Source organism: Veillonella parvula (assembly GCF_036456085.1).
Lineage (GTDB): Bacteria > Bacillota > Negativicutes > Veillonellales > Veillonellaceae > Veillonella > Veillonella parvula_E.
The window spans coordinates 1,035,001-1,051,996 of the sequence record NZ_CP138632.1 but is presented as its reverse complement, the minus strand read 5'-3'; the positions used below and the strand labels follow the sequence as shown (position 1 = coordinate 1,051,996).

At 38.1% G+C, this 16,996-nt stretch carries 16 protein-coding genes and 3 tRNA genes; 18 read left to right on the top strand and 1 reads right to left on the bottom strand.

The features are described from left to right. Positions 1–120: 120 nt before the first annotated feature. A complete protein-coding gene (locus tag PK1910_RS04995) occupies positions 121–1,605 on the top strand; it encodes an aldehyde dehydrogenase family protein (RefSeq protein WP_058948041.1) in 1,485 nt (494 codons plus the stop codon). A gap of 62 nt (positions 1,606–1,667) precedes the next feature. On the opposite strand, the gene PK1910_RS04990 is transcribed toward PK1910_RS04995, so the two are convergent. Then, complete coding sequence (locus PK1910_RS04990; RefSeq protein WP_058948040.1) at positions 1,668–2,243, bottom strand: hypothetical protein; 576 nt, start codon at positions 2,241–2,243, stop codon at positions 1,668–1,670. 303 nt (positions 2,244–2,546) lie between these two features. Here PK1910_RS04990 and PK1910_RS04985 point away from each other — a divergent pair, with 303 nt between their 5' ends. The 17 genes from PK1910_RS04985 (at position 2,547) to PK1910_RS04905 (ending at position 16,678) form a co-directional block, all read left to right on the top strand. Then, complete coding sequence (locus tag PK1910_RS04985) at positions 2,547–3,497, top strand: hypothetical protein (RefSeq protein WP_021148458.1); 951 nt, start codon at positions 2,547–2,549, stop codon at positions 3,495–3,497. A 21-nt stretch (positions 3,498–3,518) separates the two neighbouring features. After that, entirely contained in the window at positions 3,519–3,911 is a 393-nt protein-coding gene (locus PK1910_RS04980) for a hypothetical protein (protein WP_004695318.1), read from the top strand. A gap of 105 nt (positions 3,912–4,016) precedes the next feature. Then, positions 4,017–4,445, top strand: a complete 429-nt coding sequence (locus PK1910_RS04975) for a hypothetical protein (protein WP_004695321.1) — start codon at positions 4,017–4,019, stop codon at positions 4,443–4,445. A gap of 97 nt (positions 4,446–4,542) precedes the next feature. After that, positions 4,543–6,090 carry a DEAD/DEAH box helicase gene (locus PK1910_RS04970; RefSeq protein ID WP_004695322.1) on the top strand — a complete coding sequence of 516 codons (1,548 nt, stop codon included), beginning with the start codon at positions 4,543–4,545 and terminating at the stop codon, positions 6,088–6,090. A gap of 180 nt (positions 6,091–6,270) precedes the next feature. Continuing rightward, the gene (tnpA, locus tag PK1910_RS04965) at positions 6,271–6,735 is read left to right on the top strand and encodes an IS200/IS605 family transposase (protein WP_038125930.1); all 465 of its coding nucleotides are present in this window, start codon (positions 6,271–6,273) and stop codon (positions 6,733–6,735) included. Positions 6,736–7,011: 276 nt separating this feature from the next. Continuing rightward, positions 7,012–7,431, top strand: a complete 420-nt coding sequence (locus tag PK1910_RS04960; protein WP_004695325.1) for a Fur family transcriptional regulator — start codon at positions 7,012–7,014, stop codon at positions 7,429–7,431. Between the two features lie 193 nt (positions 7,432–7,624). Then, positions 7,625–8,461 carry a deoxyribonuclease IV gene (locus tag PK1910_RS04955; RefSeq protein ID WP_004695326.1) on the top strand — a complete coding sequence of 279 codons (837 nt, stop codon included), beginning with the start codon at positions 7,625–7,627 and terminating at the stop codon, positions 8,459–8,461. A gap of 265 nt (positions 8,462–8,726) precedes the next feature. Beyond that, complete coding sequence (locus PK1910_RS04950) at positions 8,727–9,959, top strand: exonuclease SbcCD subunit D (protein WP_058948529.1); 1,233 nt, start codon at positions 8,727–8,729, stop codon at positions 9,957–9,959. Next, positions 9,960–13,043: an AAA family ATPase gene (locus tag PK1910_RS04945; RefSeq protein WP_058948530.1), complete on the top strand. Its 3,084-nt coding sequence runs from the start codon at positions 9,960–9,962 to the stop codon at positions 13,041–13,043. A gap of 92 nt (positions 13,044–13,135) precedes the next feature. Then, positions 13,136–13,510 (top strand): VOC family protein, encoded by a 375-nt coding sequence (locus tag PK1910_RS04940; protein WP_004695332.1) that lies wholly within the window; start codon positions 13,136–13,138, stop codon positions 13,508–13,510. Further along, positions 13,510–14,217, top strand: a complete 708-nt coding sequence (locus tag PK1910_RS04935; RefSeq protein ID WP_004695334.1) for a tRNA threonylcarbamoyladenosine dehydratase — start codon at positions 13,510–13,512, stop codon at positions 14,215–14,217. The genes PK1910_RS04940 and PK1910_RS04935 overlap by 1 nt, the downstream gene beginning before the upstream one ends. Next, on the top strand, positions 14,214–14,648 hold the full coding sequence (locus PK1910_RS04930; RefSeq protein ID WP_008602648.1) for a peptidylprolyl isomerase: 435 nt from the start codon (positions 14,214–14,216) through the stop codon (positions 14,646–14,648). Before PK1910_RS04935 ends, PK1910_RS04930 begins: the two co-directional genes overlap by 4 nt. A gap of 4 nt (positions 14,649–14,652) precedes the next feature. Beyond that, the gene (locus tag PK1910_RS04925; RefSeq protein ID WP_004695338.1) at positions 14,653–15,282 is read left to right on the top strand and encodes a hypothetical protein; all 630 of its coding nucleotides are present in this window, start codon (positions 14,653–14,655) and stop codon (positions 15,280–15,282) included. A gap of 83 nt (positions 15,283–15,365) precedes the next feature. Then, entirely contained in the window at positions 15,366–16,205 is an 840-nt protein-coding gene (speE, locus tag PK1910_RS04920) for a polyamine aminopropyltransferase (RefSeq protein WP_008602651.1), read from the top strand. A 218-nt stretch (positions 16,206–16,423) separates the two neighbouring features. Further along, a tRNA-His gene (locus PK1910_RS04915) sits at positions 16,424–16,499 on the top strand. Positions 16,500–16,523: 24 nt separating this feature from the next. Then, positions 16,524–16,598, top strand: a tRNA-Gln gene (locus tag PK1910_RS04910). Positions 16,599–16,602: 4 nt separating this feature from the next. Next, positions 16,603–16,678, top strand: a tRNA-Lys gene (locus tag PK1910_RS04905). The last annotated feature ends 318 nt before the right edge of the window (positions 16,679–16,996 follow it).

The following is a 16,996-nucleotide window of genomic DNA, read 5'->3' as shown; positions in this document are numbered from 1 at the left end:
TAATGCAGAACAGATATATCGAAAATGATATATCTGATTGAAAAAATTAGATATAGGGAGTATGATGAAACCATAGAGGGGAAATTCCCTCAATCATATTCCTAAAGAGGAGGTAATGCAATGAGCTTGAACCTTAAAGAAAGATATGGACTTTTAATTAATAATGAATGGGTAAAGGCATCTGACGGTGCTGAATTTAATGTATATAACCCTGCTAATGGCGAACAACTCGCTATCTGTGCAGAGGCGACGAATGATGATGTTGATAAAGCTGTAGAGGCTGCAACAGAAGCTTTCAAAACATGGAAAAAAGTATCTCAAGTAGAACGTGCCGATTATTTGTTAAAAATTGCGGATGCTATCGATGCGCATAAAGAAAATTTGGCGCAAGTTGAAACATACGACAATGGTAAACCTATCCGCGAAACATTGAATGTGGATATTCCACTTGGGGCTGACCATTTCCGTTATTTTGCAGGCGTGCTTCGTTCCGAAGAAGGCTCTGCACAAGTATTTGATGAAAATACATTGAGCCTTATTGTGCGCGAACCAATTGGCGTTGTAGGCCAAGTTGTACCTTGGAACTTCCCATTCCTAATGGCCGCTTGGAAATTGGCTCCAGCTCTTGCAGCAGGATGTACAGTTGTTATTAAACCTTCTAGCCACACATCTCTTAGCTTATTAGAACTTGGTGATATTTTAAAAGAAATCTTGCCGCCAGGTGTTGTAAACATCGTAACTGGTAAAGGTTCTAAATCTGGTCAATATATCCTTGATCATCCTGGTTTTAGCAAACTTGCTTTCACAGGCTCTACAGAGGTAGGTCTAGATGTATATAAAGCAGCATCTGAACGCTTGATTCCTGCCACATTGGAATTAGGTGGTAAATCTGCGAATATCTTCTTTGACGATGCGAACTGGAAACAGGCTCTTGATGGGGCAATGCTTGGTATCCTCTTCAACCAAGGTCAAGTATGCTGCGCAGGTTCCCGTATCTTTGTACAAGATACAATTTATGATAAATTCGTAGCTGAACTTGCCGCACTATTCGATAAGGTAAAAGTCGGTTTGCCTTGGGAAAAATCTACACAACTTGGTTCCTTAATTTACGAAGATCAAGTGAACAAAGTACTTAGCTATGTAGACCTTGCAAAAGAAGAAGGTGCTCGCATTGTAGCCGGTGGTGTACGTGTTACTGATGGCGAACTTGGTAAAGGTTGCTTTGTAAGACCTACACTTATTGTAGATGCTACAAATGATATGCGTGTAGCTCGCGAAGAAATCTTCGGCCCTGTAGCAGTTGTCATCAAATTCCACAGCGAAGAAGAAGTTATTGAACAAGCTAATGACAGCTTATACGGCCTTGGTGGTGGCGTATTTACTCAAAACATCAACCGTGCTATCCGCGTAGCTCGCGGTATCGAAACAGGTCGTATGTGGGTAAATACATATAACTCTATCCCTGCAGGCGCTCCATTTGGCGGTTACAAACAATCCGGTATCGGACGTGAAACTCATAAAGTTATCCTTGAGCACTACACTCAAATGAAAAACATCATCGTAAACTTGAGCGATAAACCATCTGGTTTCTACGATTTAGATTAATAACATATAAACTTCTCCGATGAACTATAACAAAGAGGCACCTCGAAAGAGGTGCCTCTTTATTAATATTGAGATAAACGGAATATTTTTCTATACGCCTCTGGTGCATTAGAACCATCAGAAGGTTTTATAATAACTCTAATATATATATCTTCTTTGAAGTCTGGATATGTTGTTGCATATTCTTTGCAGAATTGATCCATTCGATTGTAAAAATTTGTTACATCTTGGTTTTGTATGGCCGAATAGGGAATAGGCATTTCAATATACAAAGAAGATGTATCGTATGTAGCATAGGATAACTCCTCTTCTGTTATATAGTTTTTCATTAATGGGAATGCAGTTATTAACGGAATGTTGGTTATCAGTATTCGCTCCACTTGTGGTACAACAGGTGCAGAGGTATGCAAGGCTTCAGATATTTCAATGGGCATTTGTGGATATTTGTCAAAGGTGACTTGCCATCTATTGTTCCTATGAGACTCTAAGTGATATGTTAGATTAGGATAATCCTCATTTATATATTGTTGTACCTCATCTTCACTATAATGTGAGAGAAGATGACAACCCGTTGTTAGTATGAGGGATAGTATAATCAGTGGAAATAATATAAATCGTTTTAGGGCAAAAGGTTTCATTGTATATTCCTTTTATACTACTTTAGAAAGTTTAGTAAATCGTAATTGCTTAACAGGCACGTTTAATTTATTGGCGGAATTTTGGAGTACATTTTGGAGTACACTGTTTTAATTATATTATATCTAAATTAAATGTTTACTCATATAGCTGATTAATACCACACAACTCTCAATAAACCATAATAAAGAAGCAGCCCGAAAGAGGCGCCTTTTTTGTACTTAACAATAGTCTATTATATGTAAAAGTATAGGGTATGTTATAATTGTAGTCACATGAAATCGTGTTATTTAGAGAGGGTTATTATGAATTTGAAGAGAGTAATTAAATGGATTGGATATATTGTTGCCATAATGGTAGTGCTTTATATCCTCATATTGGGAGTATTGATATATTTCTTGGCAAGTGGAGACTTTAAAAATAGTCTGATTTATTTAAGTGACCTTCAAGAGAGTGGATTATATTATGGCAATGAAAACCGTAAGATTGCTGATAATGTAGTTGCTGTTCATGAGGTGGATAATAAACTTTATTATATAACTTTAGACGGTATTGGTATTTTTGATGAAAATGTAAGTTTGTTAGATGCTTGGAATAAAGATATTAATAAATATAACACTTTCATTCCTCGGATAGATGCTAAAGAAACGCAATTTAATGTGAGTCTTGATGAGTTATATCCTAATATTTCTAGTCTTGATGAAAGTGATAGAGATATATGGAATGAAATCTTTTTTGATAGTGAGAAACGATATACAGGTCCACACGCTGGATATACTATAAAGCTACCTTTCTATGTATCATATAGAAAGGAAGATATGGTTAAGCATAATGATATAGTAGATCTTTCTACAGGAACTATTATTGGTAAGTATGGTAGTGAGCATATTTATAGAAACAACGCTTATTATAATTTTGAATTCAGAAAATTGACTAAAATTGATTTTTCTCAGAAAACTATATATAGCTATTATTCTGATAGTCTTGATATCGGTCGGTTTAGCAAGAATAATGCAGATGATGAGAGATATGAATCTTATGCACGAAATGAGCTAAATAAAGTAAGAACGAAAGACATAGAGGTATTAACTAATTTACTAAATCAACGATTCATCGTGTTTAATTCCTTTAACGAGTTTTCTGATTTTGATAAAATTACCTTTGAAGCATTAACCATTGATGCAATTAAAAATCGGAAGGCATTGCAGTTAGGGCCGTTAGAAAACCAGACACTTCGTCAGTATTTGAGTCGGTAACCATATAGTGGAAGGTGGAAGATGAATAAACTTGAAATATTAGGATATATTTGGATTTTTATATCTATATCCTTATCTATGGGGTTATATAAACTTGAGATCAGTAAACGTGTCATTGATGAAGAATATGAATATATCAAAAAACATAGAGCTTTTGGCGATTTAACCAAGTATTTAGCAATAATTGCAATTGTAAGTATAGTTCTATTAAATTTTAAATTTCTAATTGACAAAGATTATGTATTTATGGCCCGCTTTGGTGTTGCTTGGGGCGTATTCGTACTTTTTATAATGTGTACAGGTTTTTATCAAAAGCGGAATAGTTTGTATTATAAACGTGGCCTTTTTGCTATTTTTTCTATATTATTTGGTATTGCTGGTTTAGGTTATGCATTAAAGAATATGTTCTTTTAGTAGTAAATATATCAATTCAGATTTTATCAATATAGTGTTGTTTTGTGTGGGCACTTATGGAATGATTTTTAGAAATAAAAAAATGATTAAAGGACAGTATAATTCATGATTCAATTAGATTATCTATTAATTATAGGAATATTGCTTAGTGTTTTGCTTTTTCTTTTGGTTGGCGTATTTTACTATAGTAAATCTAAATTTTTAAAGGGACTCAATATTTGGTTTTTAATAATACTTAGCGTTTTATTAAGTTATTTATTATATCCCTTATATGAACTGACAGATTATAGAGAAGAATTTACGACATTAGTTATTATTGCTGCGATAATCATTAAAATAATTATCAATTTATCTATATTTATGATCACTGATAAAATAAGAACGAAATGGATTTCTAAATTAATTTTGATTCTATGGGTTGTTCTTGTTGAATGCTTGTATATACCTATTCATTTGTCATATCTTGTTTTGTTATGTGTATCAGGTGGAATTGTGTTGATTGAACATTTTAAGGGGAAAAGAAATCCTATTTAGCTTAGATTCAGAATTACTTTTATAGCGCTCGCCCTCGAAATATGATATACTACTTAAATGCGCATAGTTCGTGCGCGATAGGAGGAAACACATTTAGATGTTAGAAAAATTTGAACAATTAATGATTAGCGAACCTGTTCTAAGAGCGTTAAACGATATGGGCTTTGAAGAGCCTACGCCAATTCAACAGGAAGCTATCCCAGTTGCCATGAGCGGTAAGGACATGATCGGTCAAGCTCAAACAGGTACTGGTAAGACAGCAGCATTTGGCTTGCCTGTATTGGAACGCGTAGACGGGAATGAGCGTCACGTTCAAGTAGTTATTTTATCCCCTACACGAGAATTAGCTATTCAAGTAGCTGAAGAGCTTAACAAAATGGCTCAGTACACGAATATCACAGCACTACCAATCTACGGTGGTCAAGATATTAATCGTCAGTTCCGTGCCTTGAAAAAGAACCCTCAAATCATCGTTGCCACTCCTGGCCGATTGATGGATCATATGGATCGTGGTTCTATTAAATTTGACCATGTGAAAGTTGTGGTATTGGACGAAGCCGACGAAATGTTAAATATGGGCTTTGTTGATGATATCAATAAAATCTTGGGTGCTATCCCAGAAGACCATCAAACATTGTTGTTCTCTGCTACGATGCCTAAAGCTATCCAACAATTAGCTGAAACATATTTGACAGAGCCAACATTGATCCGCATGAAACCGACTCAAGTTACGATGGACTTGATCGAACAATACTATATCGAAGTGCAAGACCGTCAAAAATTCGATGTTCTTTGTCGTTTGTTTGATATCCAAACACCTGAACTTGCTATTATTTTCACGCGTACGAAACGTCGTGTTGATGAAGTGACAGAAGGTCTTAAGAAACGTGGTTACATGGCGGAAGGCATCCATGGCGACTTGTCTCAACAAAAACGGGACAGCGTAATTCGCCAATTCCGCGAAGGTACCATTGATATTCTCGTGGCTACAGATGTGGCAGCTCGTGGTCTTGATATTTCTGGCGTGTCTCACGTATATAATTATGATATGCCTCAAGATCCTGAAAGCTACACACACCGCGTAGGTCGTACAGGTCGTGCCGGTAAAGCAGGTCAAGCTTTCACGTTCGTTATCCCTCGTGAAATGGAGCATTTACATGCTATCGAACGTTTAACAAAACGTAAAATTGCACGTCGTCGTGCACCTTCATTAGGTGAAGTTCTTGAAGGTCAACAACGTTTGGCAATTGAAAGCCTCGTTGAAATGACAGATAATTTAGAAGCATTGGCGCCTTTCAAATCTAGTGCTGAGGAATTGTTGAATGATACAGATTCCGTAACACTTTTGGCGGCAGCTCTTAAATTGTTAACAAAAGAACCAGATACTACTCCTGTAAATATTACAGAAGAAAAACCATTGCGCGTACGCCGTCGTCGTGAAAGTGGTCGTAGTGATCGTCGCCGTCGTGATGGTAATCGTCGTCGAGATGACCGCCCACGTCGCAGTCGCGATGATCGTAGAAGTGATCGTCGCAATGACCGTAAAGGTGACCGTCGCAGAGATGATCGTAAATCTGATCGTCCGCGTGGAGAGAAAAAAACTCGCCATCAAAGTGAAGGTTTTAAGCCTTACTTTAAAGACTAATAGGATGTGGATTGCTTCTGGGCAATCCACATTTTTTATTGTACGCCGAATAGGCATGACTAAACCCCCAGTTAAACTGGGGGTCAGTAAAATTTCTTAGAGAAAAGGAAAGAACCTCCTAGTGCTAAAATGGAGTTGGTCTGGCAACCACAACATTTCAACATAGGAGGTTCAATGTCAATGAATGACGTAAAAAGCTTATCACATAGTAAATGGAGATGTAAATATCATATTGTTTTTGCTCCAAAGTATAGAAGGCAAATAATTTATGGTCGGATAAAAGCTGATGTAGGTAAAATTCTAAGAGATTTATGTAAGAGAAAAAATGTAGAAATTATCGAGGCAGAATGCTGTCCGGATCATATACATATGCTAGTAACAATTCCACCACATTTAAGCGTATCAAGTTTTATGGGATATTTAAAAAGCAAAAGTAGCCTCATGATATTCGATAAACACGCAAATTTAAAATATAAGTATGGAAATAGACATTTTTGGTGTAGAGGATATTATGTGGATACGGTGGGAAGATATGAAGGAGCGATAAAAGAGTATATTCGCAATCAGTTACAAGAAGATATAGCACAAGATACATTAAACTTTAAAGAATATACCGACCCGTTTACGGGTGAGCCGGTAAAATAGGCAAAATAAAAGCCCCCGAGTAGGGGGCAGCCAGTGGTAATAGAGTGGTTGTCAGATCATTCAATGCCCTCTTTAGAGGGCCACCACTAGAGAAAGACCCTTATAGGGTCAGGGCAAACCACCCGTTCTACGGGTGGTTATGATTACTTAATAGTTAATACTATTTATCTTGATAAGTGTTGATAATTTTGATATAATAAATAATAATTATTTCTTGTAAACGGTCGATAATGGCCTATGCCTTATAGATTTCCAAGTGGAGAAAGGTAGATTATTATGGATATCGCACAAATTTTGCGTAGTCAGGGGTTTAAAGTAACCCCACAACGTATTGCGATTTATGATGCTTTGCGTGGTCATCATGATCATCCAACAGCAGAGATGTTGTATCATACGTTGCGCCCAGAACATCCAAGCATGAGCTTGGCTACAGTGTATAAGACGATGGAGATTTTTGAAAAAATCGGTCTTGTTAAAATTCTAGAAGTTGGTGATGAGCGCGCTCATTACGATTGGGACACACAAGCTCATTCCCATATCCGTTGCATTCGTTGTAATAAGGTAGAGGACATGATGGGCATTGATTTGAAAGCTATCAAAACGATTGCTGATCAAGGTAGTGAATATCAAATCACAGGTCAACATATTACCTTCGAAGGTGTTTGCCCTGAGTGTGCAAAAAAAGAAAGTCATTAATAGATAACCCCTGTTGTTGAAGGGCTCCTTCACGGCAGGGGTTATATTAGTTATCATATATCTTTATCTATTAGTGTTATAGAATAGCTATAGTAACAAAAATAGCTATAAGCATAATACAATAGATATTAGAGTTAGGCGTTTTATAATTATAAAATTGTAGAAATCGTATAGTCATATATAGAGGAGTATTATGTTTGTAATAGGCAGTCACTTATCAATTAGCAAAGGTTATTTACATATGGGCAAGGAAGCGACTAAAATTGGGGGCAATACGTTCCAATACTTTACGCGCAACCCTCGCGGTGGTAGCATGCGAGCTCTCGATGTTGAGGATATGAATAACCTTAGTATATATATGAAAGAACACAACTTTGGTACCTTGTTGGCCCATGCACCGTATACTTATAACCCATGTGCCGCCAAAGAGGATTTACGCGCTTTTGCGAAGCAATCTATGATGGAAGATTTAGAGCGTATGGAATATTTGCCAGGTCAAATGTATAACTTTCACCCTGGTAGCCATGTGAAGCAAGGCGTAGATCAAGGTATTGAGTACATTGTAGAGTGCTTGAATGAAATCTTATTCCCAGGTATGAAGACAACAGTCCTCTTGGAAGTAATGGCTGGTAAGGGTACAGAAATTGGCTCTCGTTTTGAAGAAATTGCACGCATCATCGATGGCGTAAAACTAAAAGAGTACATGGGTGTGTGTGTTGATACTTGCCATATTCACGAAGGGGGTTATGATATCGTACATAATCTCGATGGCGTTATTGACGAGTTCGATCGAATTGTAGGTCTTGATCGTTTGAAAGCCATTCATTTGAATGACTCTAAAAATCCTATGGGTGCTCATAAAGATCGTCATGAAAAAATTGGGGAAGGACATATTGGTATCGATGCTATTGCTCGCGTTGTAACACATCCTAAATTGACGAACTTGCCATTCTATTTGGAAACACCAAATGAATTGGACGGTTACGCAAAGGAAATTGCTATGCTACGTTCTATCGTAGAGAATAAATAATTAAAATACAGAAGTTAATTTAGTTATATAATAAATATGTAGAATACCTGATGCTATACTAGTTATTGCAAATACACAAAGTTATTAAAACTATTAAAGCTGTTAAAGCTATTAAAGCTATATAAAGCTATATAAAGCTATATAAAGTTATATAAAGTTATATAAAGTTATTGAATTTCTATAAACTTATGGGACTAACAGCTTGTTTTGGCATTTGAATTCATACATTGTGTAAGGTATAGGGAGAACTGGAAAGGGGGACAAAATGCGTTTTTTACATACTGCTGATTGGCATTTAGGGCGTATTTTTTATGGCCAGTACTTAACAGAGGACCAAGCTCATGTGTTGGAACATCAGTTTTTTAATATTTTGAAAGATGAAAACATCGATGGCATATTGCTTGCAGGGGATATTTTTGATAGAGCGGTGCCACCCATTGAAGCTATCGAATTGTGGGACTCCATCATCACTCGTCTCGCTATGGACTACAAGGTGCCTCTCTTTGTGGTGAGCGGTAATCACGATGGGGCAGAACGTCTTGAAGTGGGACGCTCTATGTTGAGTCAATCGGGTATCCATATTTGGGGCTCTCCTCATCACGCGTTGAAGCCTTTTGAATTTGAAGGGACAGATGGCAAGGTGGCTATTTGTCCTATGCCTTTTAGTGAGCCCCGACGCATAGGGGAGGCTTTATTTGCTGATGTAGAGTCTACTAATACAGAAACTACCAATATTGAAATTGCTGACATAGTAACACCGTGTTATGAACAAAATTGCGAAAGCGCTTTGAATCTGCACAATTATGACCAAATGTATCAGGCTTGGAGTAATTACTTGTATAAACAAGTGCCTAAGGGGATGCGCAGTATCGTCATTAGCCATGCCTTTGTTATGGGCGGTGAAGTAGGGGGCTCAGAGCGTACCTTGTCTGTAGGTGGTAGTGAACAGGTAAATCCTCAAGTCTTTAAAGACTTTCACTATACTGCCTTGGGACATTTGCATGGGCCTCAGCGAATGGGAGCTGATCATATTCGCTATAGTGGATCCCCATTAAAATATTCCTTTGATGAACATATGCAGAAGAAGTCTTTTACCATCATTGATATGGATACAAAGGGGAACGTAGATATTAACACGATTCCTGTAGAGGCGAAGCGAGACGTAGTCATTTTGGAAGGATATTTTGAAGACCTGTTAAATGATAAAGCATTGCAGGCTAAACATAGGGATGATTATGTACAAGCCCGTTTACTTGATACGATGCCGATTATGGATGGAATGGCTAAACTGCGCCAGGTATATCATCGTTGTATGACCATTGATCTAGTTGGTCGCGTGGCAGGGCCTATAGCAGATATGGGTGAGGCAATTTTCAAAGAATTAAATGAACGGGATCTATTTAATCAGTTTGCAGAAACTGTGTGGAAGGAACCTTTAACAGAGAAAGAACAGCAATATATCAACTCTGTATGGGACCGAATTCTTAAGGAGGACTAAATGAAGCCTATATCATTAACTATAGAAGCCTTTGGTCCGTATCGTGATTCGGTCACTTTAGATTTTAATGAGCTTCAAGACCATTCCATGTTTCTCATTGCTGGTCCTACGGGGGCAGGGAAAACATCAATCTTAGATGCCATAGTGTATGCCTTGTATGGTGAGCCGAGTGGAGAAGTACGCAAAACAGATGCTATTCGCAGTGACTTTGCAGAACCTCATCGTATGACTCGTGTCGATTTCTCCTTTGCTATTGGCAATGCACAATATCGTGTTGAACGATTACCGAAACAGATGGTAGCAAAGAAACGTGGTACAGGGATGCGTGAGCAGAATGCTAGCGCTACTGTATATGAGAAGAAAGATGGTGAGTGGAAGGTCATTGCTACCTCGGCTGTCGCCATTCGCGATACTATTCAGCAAATTATAGGATTTCGTAAGGATCAGTTCTTACAAGTTGTGCTATTACCTCAAGGGGAATTCCGAAAGTTGCTAGTGGCCTCTACGAGTGAACGTGAGGAATTACTACATACACTTTTTAGAACGGAGCTATATCGAAAATTACAAGAAGCACTGAAGGCTGCTTATGATGAAGCAAAGGCAGGTATTGAAGAAAATCTAACTAAGCAAACTGCATTTATGCAGTCTATCCCTCATGATGGAGCGACTCCAATGGTAACCATTGAGCATGTGCGTGAGTTACTAGCAAATCGGGGCCCACATCGAGATGCTCTCGCGGTAGAACGAGATGAGGCAGTAACCGTGGTAGAACAGTTTAATGTGCTCCGAAATCAATGGTCTTTATATAATCAGGCTCAACAATCTCTTGCTGAGGCTACTTCGAAACTTGACATGGTGAAAGCAAGGGAAACTGAGCGTGTAAATCTAAGCGAGAAGGTTCAGTTCCTTAACTCTTTGGCACCAACTCATGAATTATATAAACAATATATTGAGAAACAAGCTATATTAAAAACTTTAGAACAGGCCCTTTCAGATGCGAAAGAACATGTAGAACTAGCAACTCAACATGAGGCTAAATGTTTAGACTTATACAGTGACTTAGAAGGTCGAGCTGAAAGTATACAAGATAAAAGAACTACTTTGGCTCAATTTCAACAACAAGCAGAGAAGTTTAATGAATTAGATGTATTGAAAAAGGAATTGTCCACATTACAGAGTAATTTAGAAGAATTAGATAGTAAAAAAAGCGAAGATGCCTTAGCTAAACAACGGAAGCTTGTAAAGACTTTAGAAAACGACTTAGAAGCTTTGCGTAAACAGTTACAAGATAATAATAAATTTTTAGAGAATACTACTGTTATTCAAGGGCAACTAAATGATTTATATAGATATTCTGAATTGCTAGAAGAAATTAATAAGGTACAAAAAGAAATCGACGATAAAGGTCAAACGTTAGCGTCTTTAGATGAAACCTTGCAGGTTGCAAAGGTACATCTTGAACGATTAGAGCATCTAATGCAAGAAGGACGTGCCTTTGAGCTAGTTCATTTAGTTGTAGATAATGAGCCTTGTCCGGTTTGTGGCTCTACAGATCATCCACGGTTAGCTGCTAAGCCGGAGATGTATCCGACTAAGGATGAAATTGAAGAGGCTCGCAAAACCCGTGACGTGGCACTGCAAAAGCAAGCTAGCGAAGTGGGACAACAGAAAACCTTAGTTACTCGTCTTGATGAGTTAACTAAGCAAGTAGCCGCGCAAGTTTCTACGCTAAAGTTATCTATGGACGCTTTTTCTGAGGAGAGCGCTATATCTGTTCAACAAGATTTATTAGCTAAAATGGATCAACTCATAGTTTTACGTGATAAGTCTGAATTGTTAAGTAACACTATAGCTGACAATGAGCACAAGTTAAAAGTAGCTAGAGATAAGTTGGCAACTTTAGAGCTTGCCCATAATGAATTACTTAAAAATCTACACGACTTGGAGATTCGCATTAGCTCAGTACAAGCTAATATTGATGCTCTATCTAAAACCTTACCAACCGCGGATATAGATGCATGGCAAAAACAGCTAGAGTCATTGGATAGTGATATTACACTCTACGATGAGCAGGTGAAAGTTAGCAAAACTAATTTAGATACTGCTCGAGAACAATTGAATGCCAAACGCGGACGCTTAGAAACTTTGTCCTCTCAAGTAAAAGAAGAAACAAAAAATCTTATTTTGATGTATAAGAATTATACAAAGTCATTACAATCCATTTCTTTAACAGAGAATGATTTTGTAGAGTCTTTACGTGAGATTAAAGAGATAGAGATCTATAGAACACAGCTGAACGTTTTGACTGAAGCCTTTAATAAAGCACAAGCTGTATATGATGCGGCATTAAAAGCCACAGAAACTGTGGTTAAGCCAAGTGATATTATTACTGATGAAATTTATTCTACAGCAGTAGAGCATCGAGATATATTAGTAGGTAATCTTGCGGCATGGGATAAAGAAACAAAGCATATCGAAACTACGCTCAACTCATTAGAAGAACTTGAAGCTGCAATGGGTGAGGCTCGTGAAAAGGTGAAGTTCTTAAGCCGATTAAATGATCTCGCTAATGGTGGGGAGCAAGGCTTTAAAAATGTTACCTTTGAACGCTATGTACTGGGGGCTATTTTAGATGAGGTTGTATATGCTGCTAATTTACGACTTCAGAAGATGAGTCGCAACAGATATTCCTTGGAAAGATCCGACTATACAGGTGGTGGTCGTGGCAAGCAAGGCCTCGACTTGGCGGTTATGGATGCTTTTACAGGCCAATCTAGGCCAGCAAATACCTTATCTGGTGGTGAAACATTCTTGGCCTCTATGGCGCTTGCCTTGGGATTAGCGGATGTTATCCAAAGTTATGCTGGTGGCATCCATATGGATACGATGTTTATTGATGAAGGTTTTGGTACACTCGATCCAGATACATTGGAACTCGCCATGGAAACATTGTTACAGTTGCAATCGTCAGGACGTCTCATCGGCATCATTTCTCATGTACCTGAGTTAAAGTCTCGTATACCTGCTCATTTAGAAGTGACTCGAGGTGACGACGGTAGTACGGCAAAATTTGTTATTAACTAGATATCATAAACTAGATATAGATTTGCCAAATGTGTTACTATAAAAAGAGGAGAATTCCTACAAAAACATCCTGTATTTACGAAGGGGGTTCTATGAAGTTTTCGTTTGCTCATAATAATATAAATGTTAAAGACCTTGATAAAAGTCTAGCATTCTATAAAGAGGCATTATTGCTCGAGGAGTCTCGTCGTTTGGAAGATCCAAGCGGTGCTTTTACCCTCGTGTATTTAAAAAGTCCTTATACAGCACATGAATTAGAACTTACATGGTTGCGTGACTGGGATCGTCCTTATAATTTGGGGGATAATGAATTCCACTTGGCATTCTATGTAGATGACTATGAAGCGGCTCTTAAAAAGCATAAAGAAATGGGCGTTGTTGCTTATGAGAATGCTGATATGGGTATTTATTTCATAGCAGATCCAGATGGATATTGGACAGAAATCATTCCGGCGGGTAAATATTAATGGAATATATGTTAACCCGTTTAGAGTGGTTGGTTGGTCCCAATAAAATCCAAACATTAAGAGACACGTCTATCGCGCTCTTTGGTGTAGGTGGCGTAGGTGGTGGTGCCCTTGAGGCATTGGTGCGAGCTGGTGTAGGTCGCATCGTCATTATCGATGGAGATTCCATAGCGCCTAGCAATTTGAACCGTCAAATGATTACGACTCATAATACGATTGGGGAACGTAAGGTAGAGGTAGCAAAGGCGCGAGCTCTTTCTATCAATCCTGATGTGGTGATAGAAACTCATGATATTATGTATACTGAGGAAAACTATCCTGGATTTATTCAAAGCTTGAACGTTGATTATGTTATTGACGCCATCGATATGGTAACGGCGAAACTTAATATCATTGAGGTTTGTCAACGTGAAAGCATCCCTGTTATTTCTTGTATGGGCGGAGGTAATCGCTTTTACCCAGAAAAACTTATGATTGCAGATATCAATAAGTCTCATACATGTCCTTTGGCACGCGTTATGCGTCGGGAACTCAAAAAACGGGGTATAAAAAAACAATTAGTTTTATTTTCTACTGAAAAACCGACAAAACCACAGTTCCGTGGTGATGCCACAAGTCCTGGGACATGTAGTTTTGTGCCACCAGTGGCAGGTTTTATATTAGCAGCACATGTGTTGCGTACAATTTTGGAGGTACCTGAACAATGAAAAAAGCGAAAATCCATATGGCTGACGGCGGCGATATCGTAATTGAATTATTTGAAAAAGAAGCGCCTGGCACAGTACAAAACTTTATCGACTTGATTAACAAAGGCTTCTACAATGGCCTTCGTTTTCACCGTGTAATTCCTGGTTTCGTAGCACAAGGTGGTTGTCCTAATGGCAACGGTACAGGTGGTCCTGGCTATACAATTAAAGATGAATTAGTTGGCAATCCGCATAAACATGAGCGAGGTGCTTTATCTATGGCTCACCGTGGCCCTAATACTGGTGGTAGTCAGTTCTTTATTGTATATGAGCCACAACCTCATTTAGATGGTGTACATACTGTATTTGGTAAAGTTATTGAAGGTATGGATGTAGTTGATGGTATCCAACAAGGTGCTATCATGGAAACTGTAGAAGTAATCAAAGGTTAATCTCATGAATGAAGTATCTATTAAACATCCAGAATGGCTATATATCGATGTAAATGGTAAAACATCATATGGGTATGACCAAGAGTGGTTCACTGATGAGTGGCAACGCTTGTCTGGTTGTGGGCCTACATCGGCATCACAAGTATTGGGCTATTCGCTATTTAGGGATGGCTTATTAGATCTAGAAACCACATCCGACCAAACGCTTGCTTTAGAACGGATGAACTTAGTTTGGAAATATGTAAAGCCACGTTTTGGTGGTGGTGTTTATAAAACTCAATGGATGGAACGTGGTCTTACTCGCTTACTCGAGGATAAAAGCCTATCTTATGATGTACATATGTTGAATGTATCTCCGTTCTGTGCATCACGCGTAGAGGTGGAGGCTGCAGCTCAGTTTATACATGATGCATTGGCACAGGATGTACCTGTAGCATTTTTAAATCGTCATAAAGGAAAAGAGAAGGCTCTCTATACCTGGCATTGGGTTCCGATTCACAAGATGTTTATGGACGGCGATGATATCCGCTGTGGAATCTTTGATGAAGGTGAAATTCGTGATTTCTCTTTGGCGAATTGGATGAAAGACACTATTTTAGGTGGTGGATTCTGTTACATTAGTCGCAAAGAGTAAGTAATAGAGCAATTAAAGTAATATACATACGCATCGCAGTGATTTGCGATGCGTATTGTAGTATAAATAGTAGGAGGTACTACATGAGTCAATGGATTACTGAGGAACAAACACCTCACTTACGTCTAAGCGCTGAAGCGGAAGAAGTGCTTTACTCTGGGGAATCTGAGTTCCAGAAAATTGAAGTTTTTAAATCAAAAGAGTATGGTATGATGCTCGCTTTAGATGGCGTGTTCCAAACATCTGAGCGTGAAGAGTTTATCTATCATGAAATGATGAGCCATATCCCTTTGTTCTTACATCCTAATCCTGAGCGCGTTTTGATTATCGGTGGTGGTGATGGTGGCGTAGCTAGAGAATGTGTACGTCATGATTGTGTAAAAGAAGTAACAATGGTTGAAATCGATGGTAAGGTTGTAGAGTTGGCAAAACAATATCTACCAACTATTGCTAAAGCTATGATTGAAAACCACCCTAAATTGACTGTAAAAATTGGTGATGGTATTGGTTTCATGGCAGAAGCAGAAGATTACTATGATGTAATTATCGTGGATTGTTCCGATCCAATCGGTCCTGGTGAAGGCTTATTTACAGAAGAATTCTATAAGAATACATTAAAAGCTTTGAAAGCTGATGGCTTGTTTGTACAACAAACAGAATCTCCGATGTTACATCAAACATTAGTGGAAAAAGTTTTTGGTTACGTTAATAGCCATTTCCCAATTGCTCGCTTATATACAGCTTTTATTCCAATCTATCCTGCAGGAATGCATTGTTTTACATTGGGTTCCAAAACATTTGATCCTCTAACATGGACTCCAAACCGTGAACAAAACTTTGAAACTAAGTATTATAATGCAGATATTCAAAAAGCTGCATTTGCATTGCCAAATTTTGTAAAAAATTATTTGCCAACTAAGTAAATAATATGTATAATGGGGAAGCACCATTTGTGAAACGAAAGTTTCCGATAGTGCTTCCTTATTTATATGGGGATTAAAGGGCTTATATTAGAGATAACACAATTAAAAGTTTCGTTTGTAAAAATTAATGAAATTGAGAAAAAGGTGTTGACACAAATCTCTAGAAAAGATATAATTCTCTTTGTTACGAAGACAATGTCTTCGATACCTACAAGGTGGTGGGTATGGTGAAGCGGTTAACACGGCGGATTGTGGCTCCGTTACGCGTGGGTTCGATCCCCACTACTCACCCCATAACCTACACATCGTAATCACTGTAGGGGTGTCGCCAAGTGGTAAGGCAACGGACTTTGACTCCGTTATGCGCTGGTTCGATCCCAGCCACCCCTGCCAACATGACTCACTAGCTCAGTTGGCAGAGCACCTGACTTTTAATCAGGGTGTCCCGCGTTCGAGTCGCGGGTGAGTCACCAAATTAAAACTCACAAACTTCGGTTTGTGAGTTTTCTATCTCTATTTTTAGAGATTTTGGTTATGATTGTGAGTATAAATTTAATCAAAAATCGGTTGAAAAATCTTTGGAAAAGAGGTTGACGATTTAAGGTTAGATTGATATACTATACAAGTCGTTAGGGCGCAGAACTAACGTAACAGATCTTTGAAAACTGAACAATGATAGGTAATCAATCATATGATTGAACATATGCCAGAGTGCGGGTTTTGACATAGTCAAAACCAACCATAATTCAAAGTTACTTCAATGTAACGACAACAAATAATGAGCTATTCAA

Coding starts and splice junctions, on each gene's coding strand:
- tnpA (WP_038125930.1), top strand. CDS start 6,271: ATGAATGACGTAAAAAGCTTATCACATAGTAAATGGAGATGTAAATAT.
- speE (WP_008602651.1), top strand. CDS start 15,366: ATGAGTCAATGGATTACTGAGGAACAAACACCTCACTTACGTCTAAGC.
- PK1910_RS04975 (WP_004695321.1), top strand. CDS start 4,017: ATGATTCAATTAGATTATCTATTAATTATAGGAATATTGCTTAGTGTT.
- PK1910_RS04935 (WP_004695334.1), top strand. CDS start 13,510: ATGGAATATATGTTAACCCGTTTAGAGTGGTTGGTTGGTCCCAATAAA.
- PK1910_RS04940 (WP_004695332.1), top strand. CDS start 13,136: ATGAAGTTTTCGTTTGCTCATAATAATATAAATGTTAAAGACCTTGAT.
- PK1910_RS04995 (WP_058948041.1), top strand. CDS start 121: ATGAGCTTGAACCTTAAAGAAAGATATGGACTTTTAATTAATAATGAA.
- PK1910_RS04950 (WP_058948529.1), top strand. CDS start 8,727: ATGCGTTTTTTACATACTGCTGATTGGCATTTAGGGCGTATTTTTTAT.
- PK1910_RS04970 (WP_004695322.1), top strand. CDS start 4,543: ATGTTAGAAAAATTTGAACAATTAATGATTAGCGAACCTGTTCTAAGA.
- PK1910_RS04985 (WP_021148458.1), top strand. CDS start 2,547: ATGAATTTGAAGAGAGTAATTAAATGGATTGGATATATTGTTGCCATA.
- PK1910_RS04980 (WP_004695318.1), top strand. CDS start 3,519: ATGAATAAACTTGAAATATTAGGATATATTTGGATTTTTATATCTATA.
- PK1910_RS04955 (WP_004695326.1), top strand. CDS start 7,625: ATGTTTGTAATAGGCAGTCACTTATCAATTAGCAAAGGTTATTTACAT.
- PK1910_RS04930 (WP_008602648.1), top strand. CDS start 14,214: ATGAAAAAAGCGAAAATCCATATGGCTGACGGCGGCGATATCGTAATT.
- PK1910_RS04960 (WP_004695325.1), top strand. CDS start 7,012: ATGGATATCGCACAAATTTTGCGTAGTCAGGGGTTTAAAGTAACCCCA.
- PK1910_RS04990 (WP_058948040.1), bottom strand. CDS start 2,243: ATGAAACCTTTTGCCCTAAAACGATTTATATTATTTCCACTGATTATA.
- PK1910_RS04925 (WP_004695338.1), top strand. CDS start 14,653: ATGAATGAAGTATCTATTAAACATCCAGAATGGCTATATATCGATGTA.
- PK1910_RS04945 (WP_058948530.1), top strand. CDS start 9,960: ATGAAGCCTATATCATTAACTATAGAAGCCTTTGGTCCGTATCGTGAT.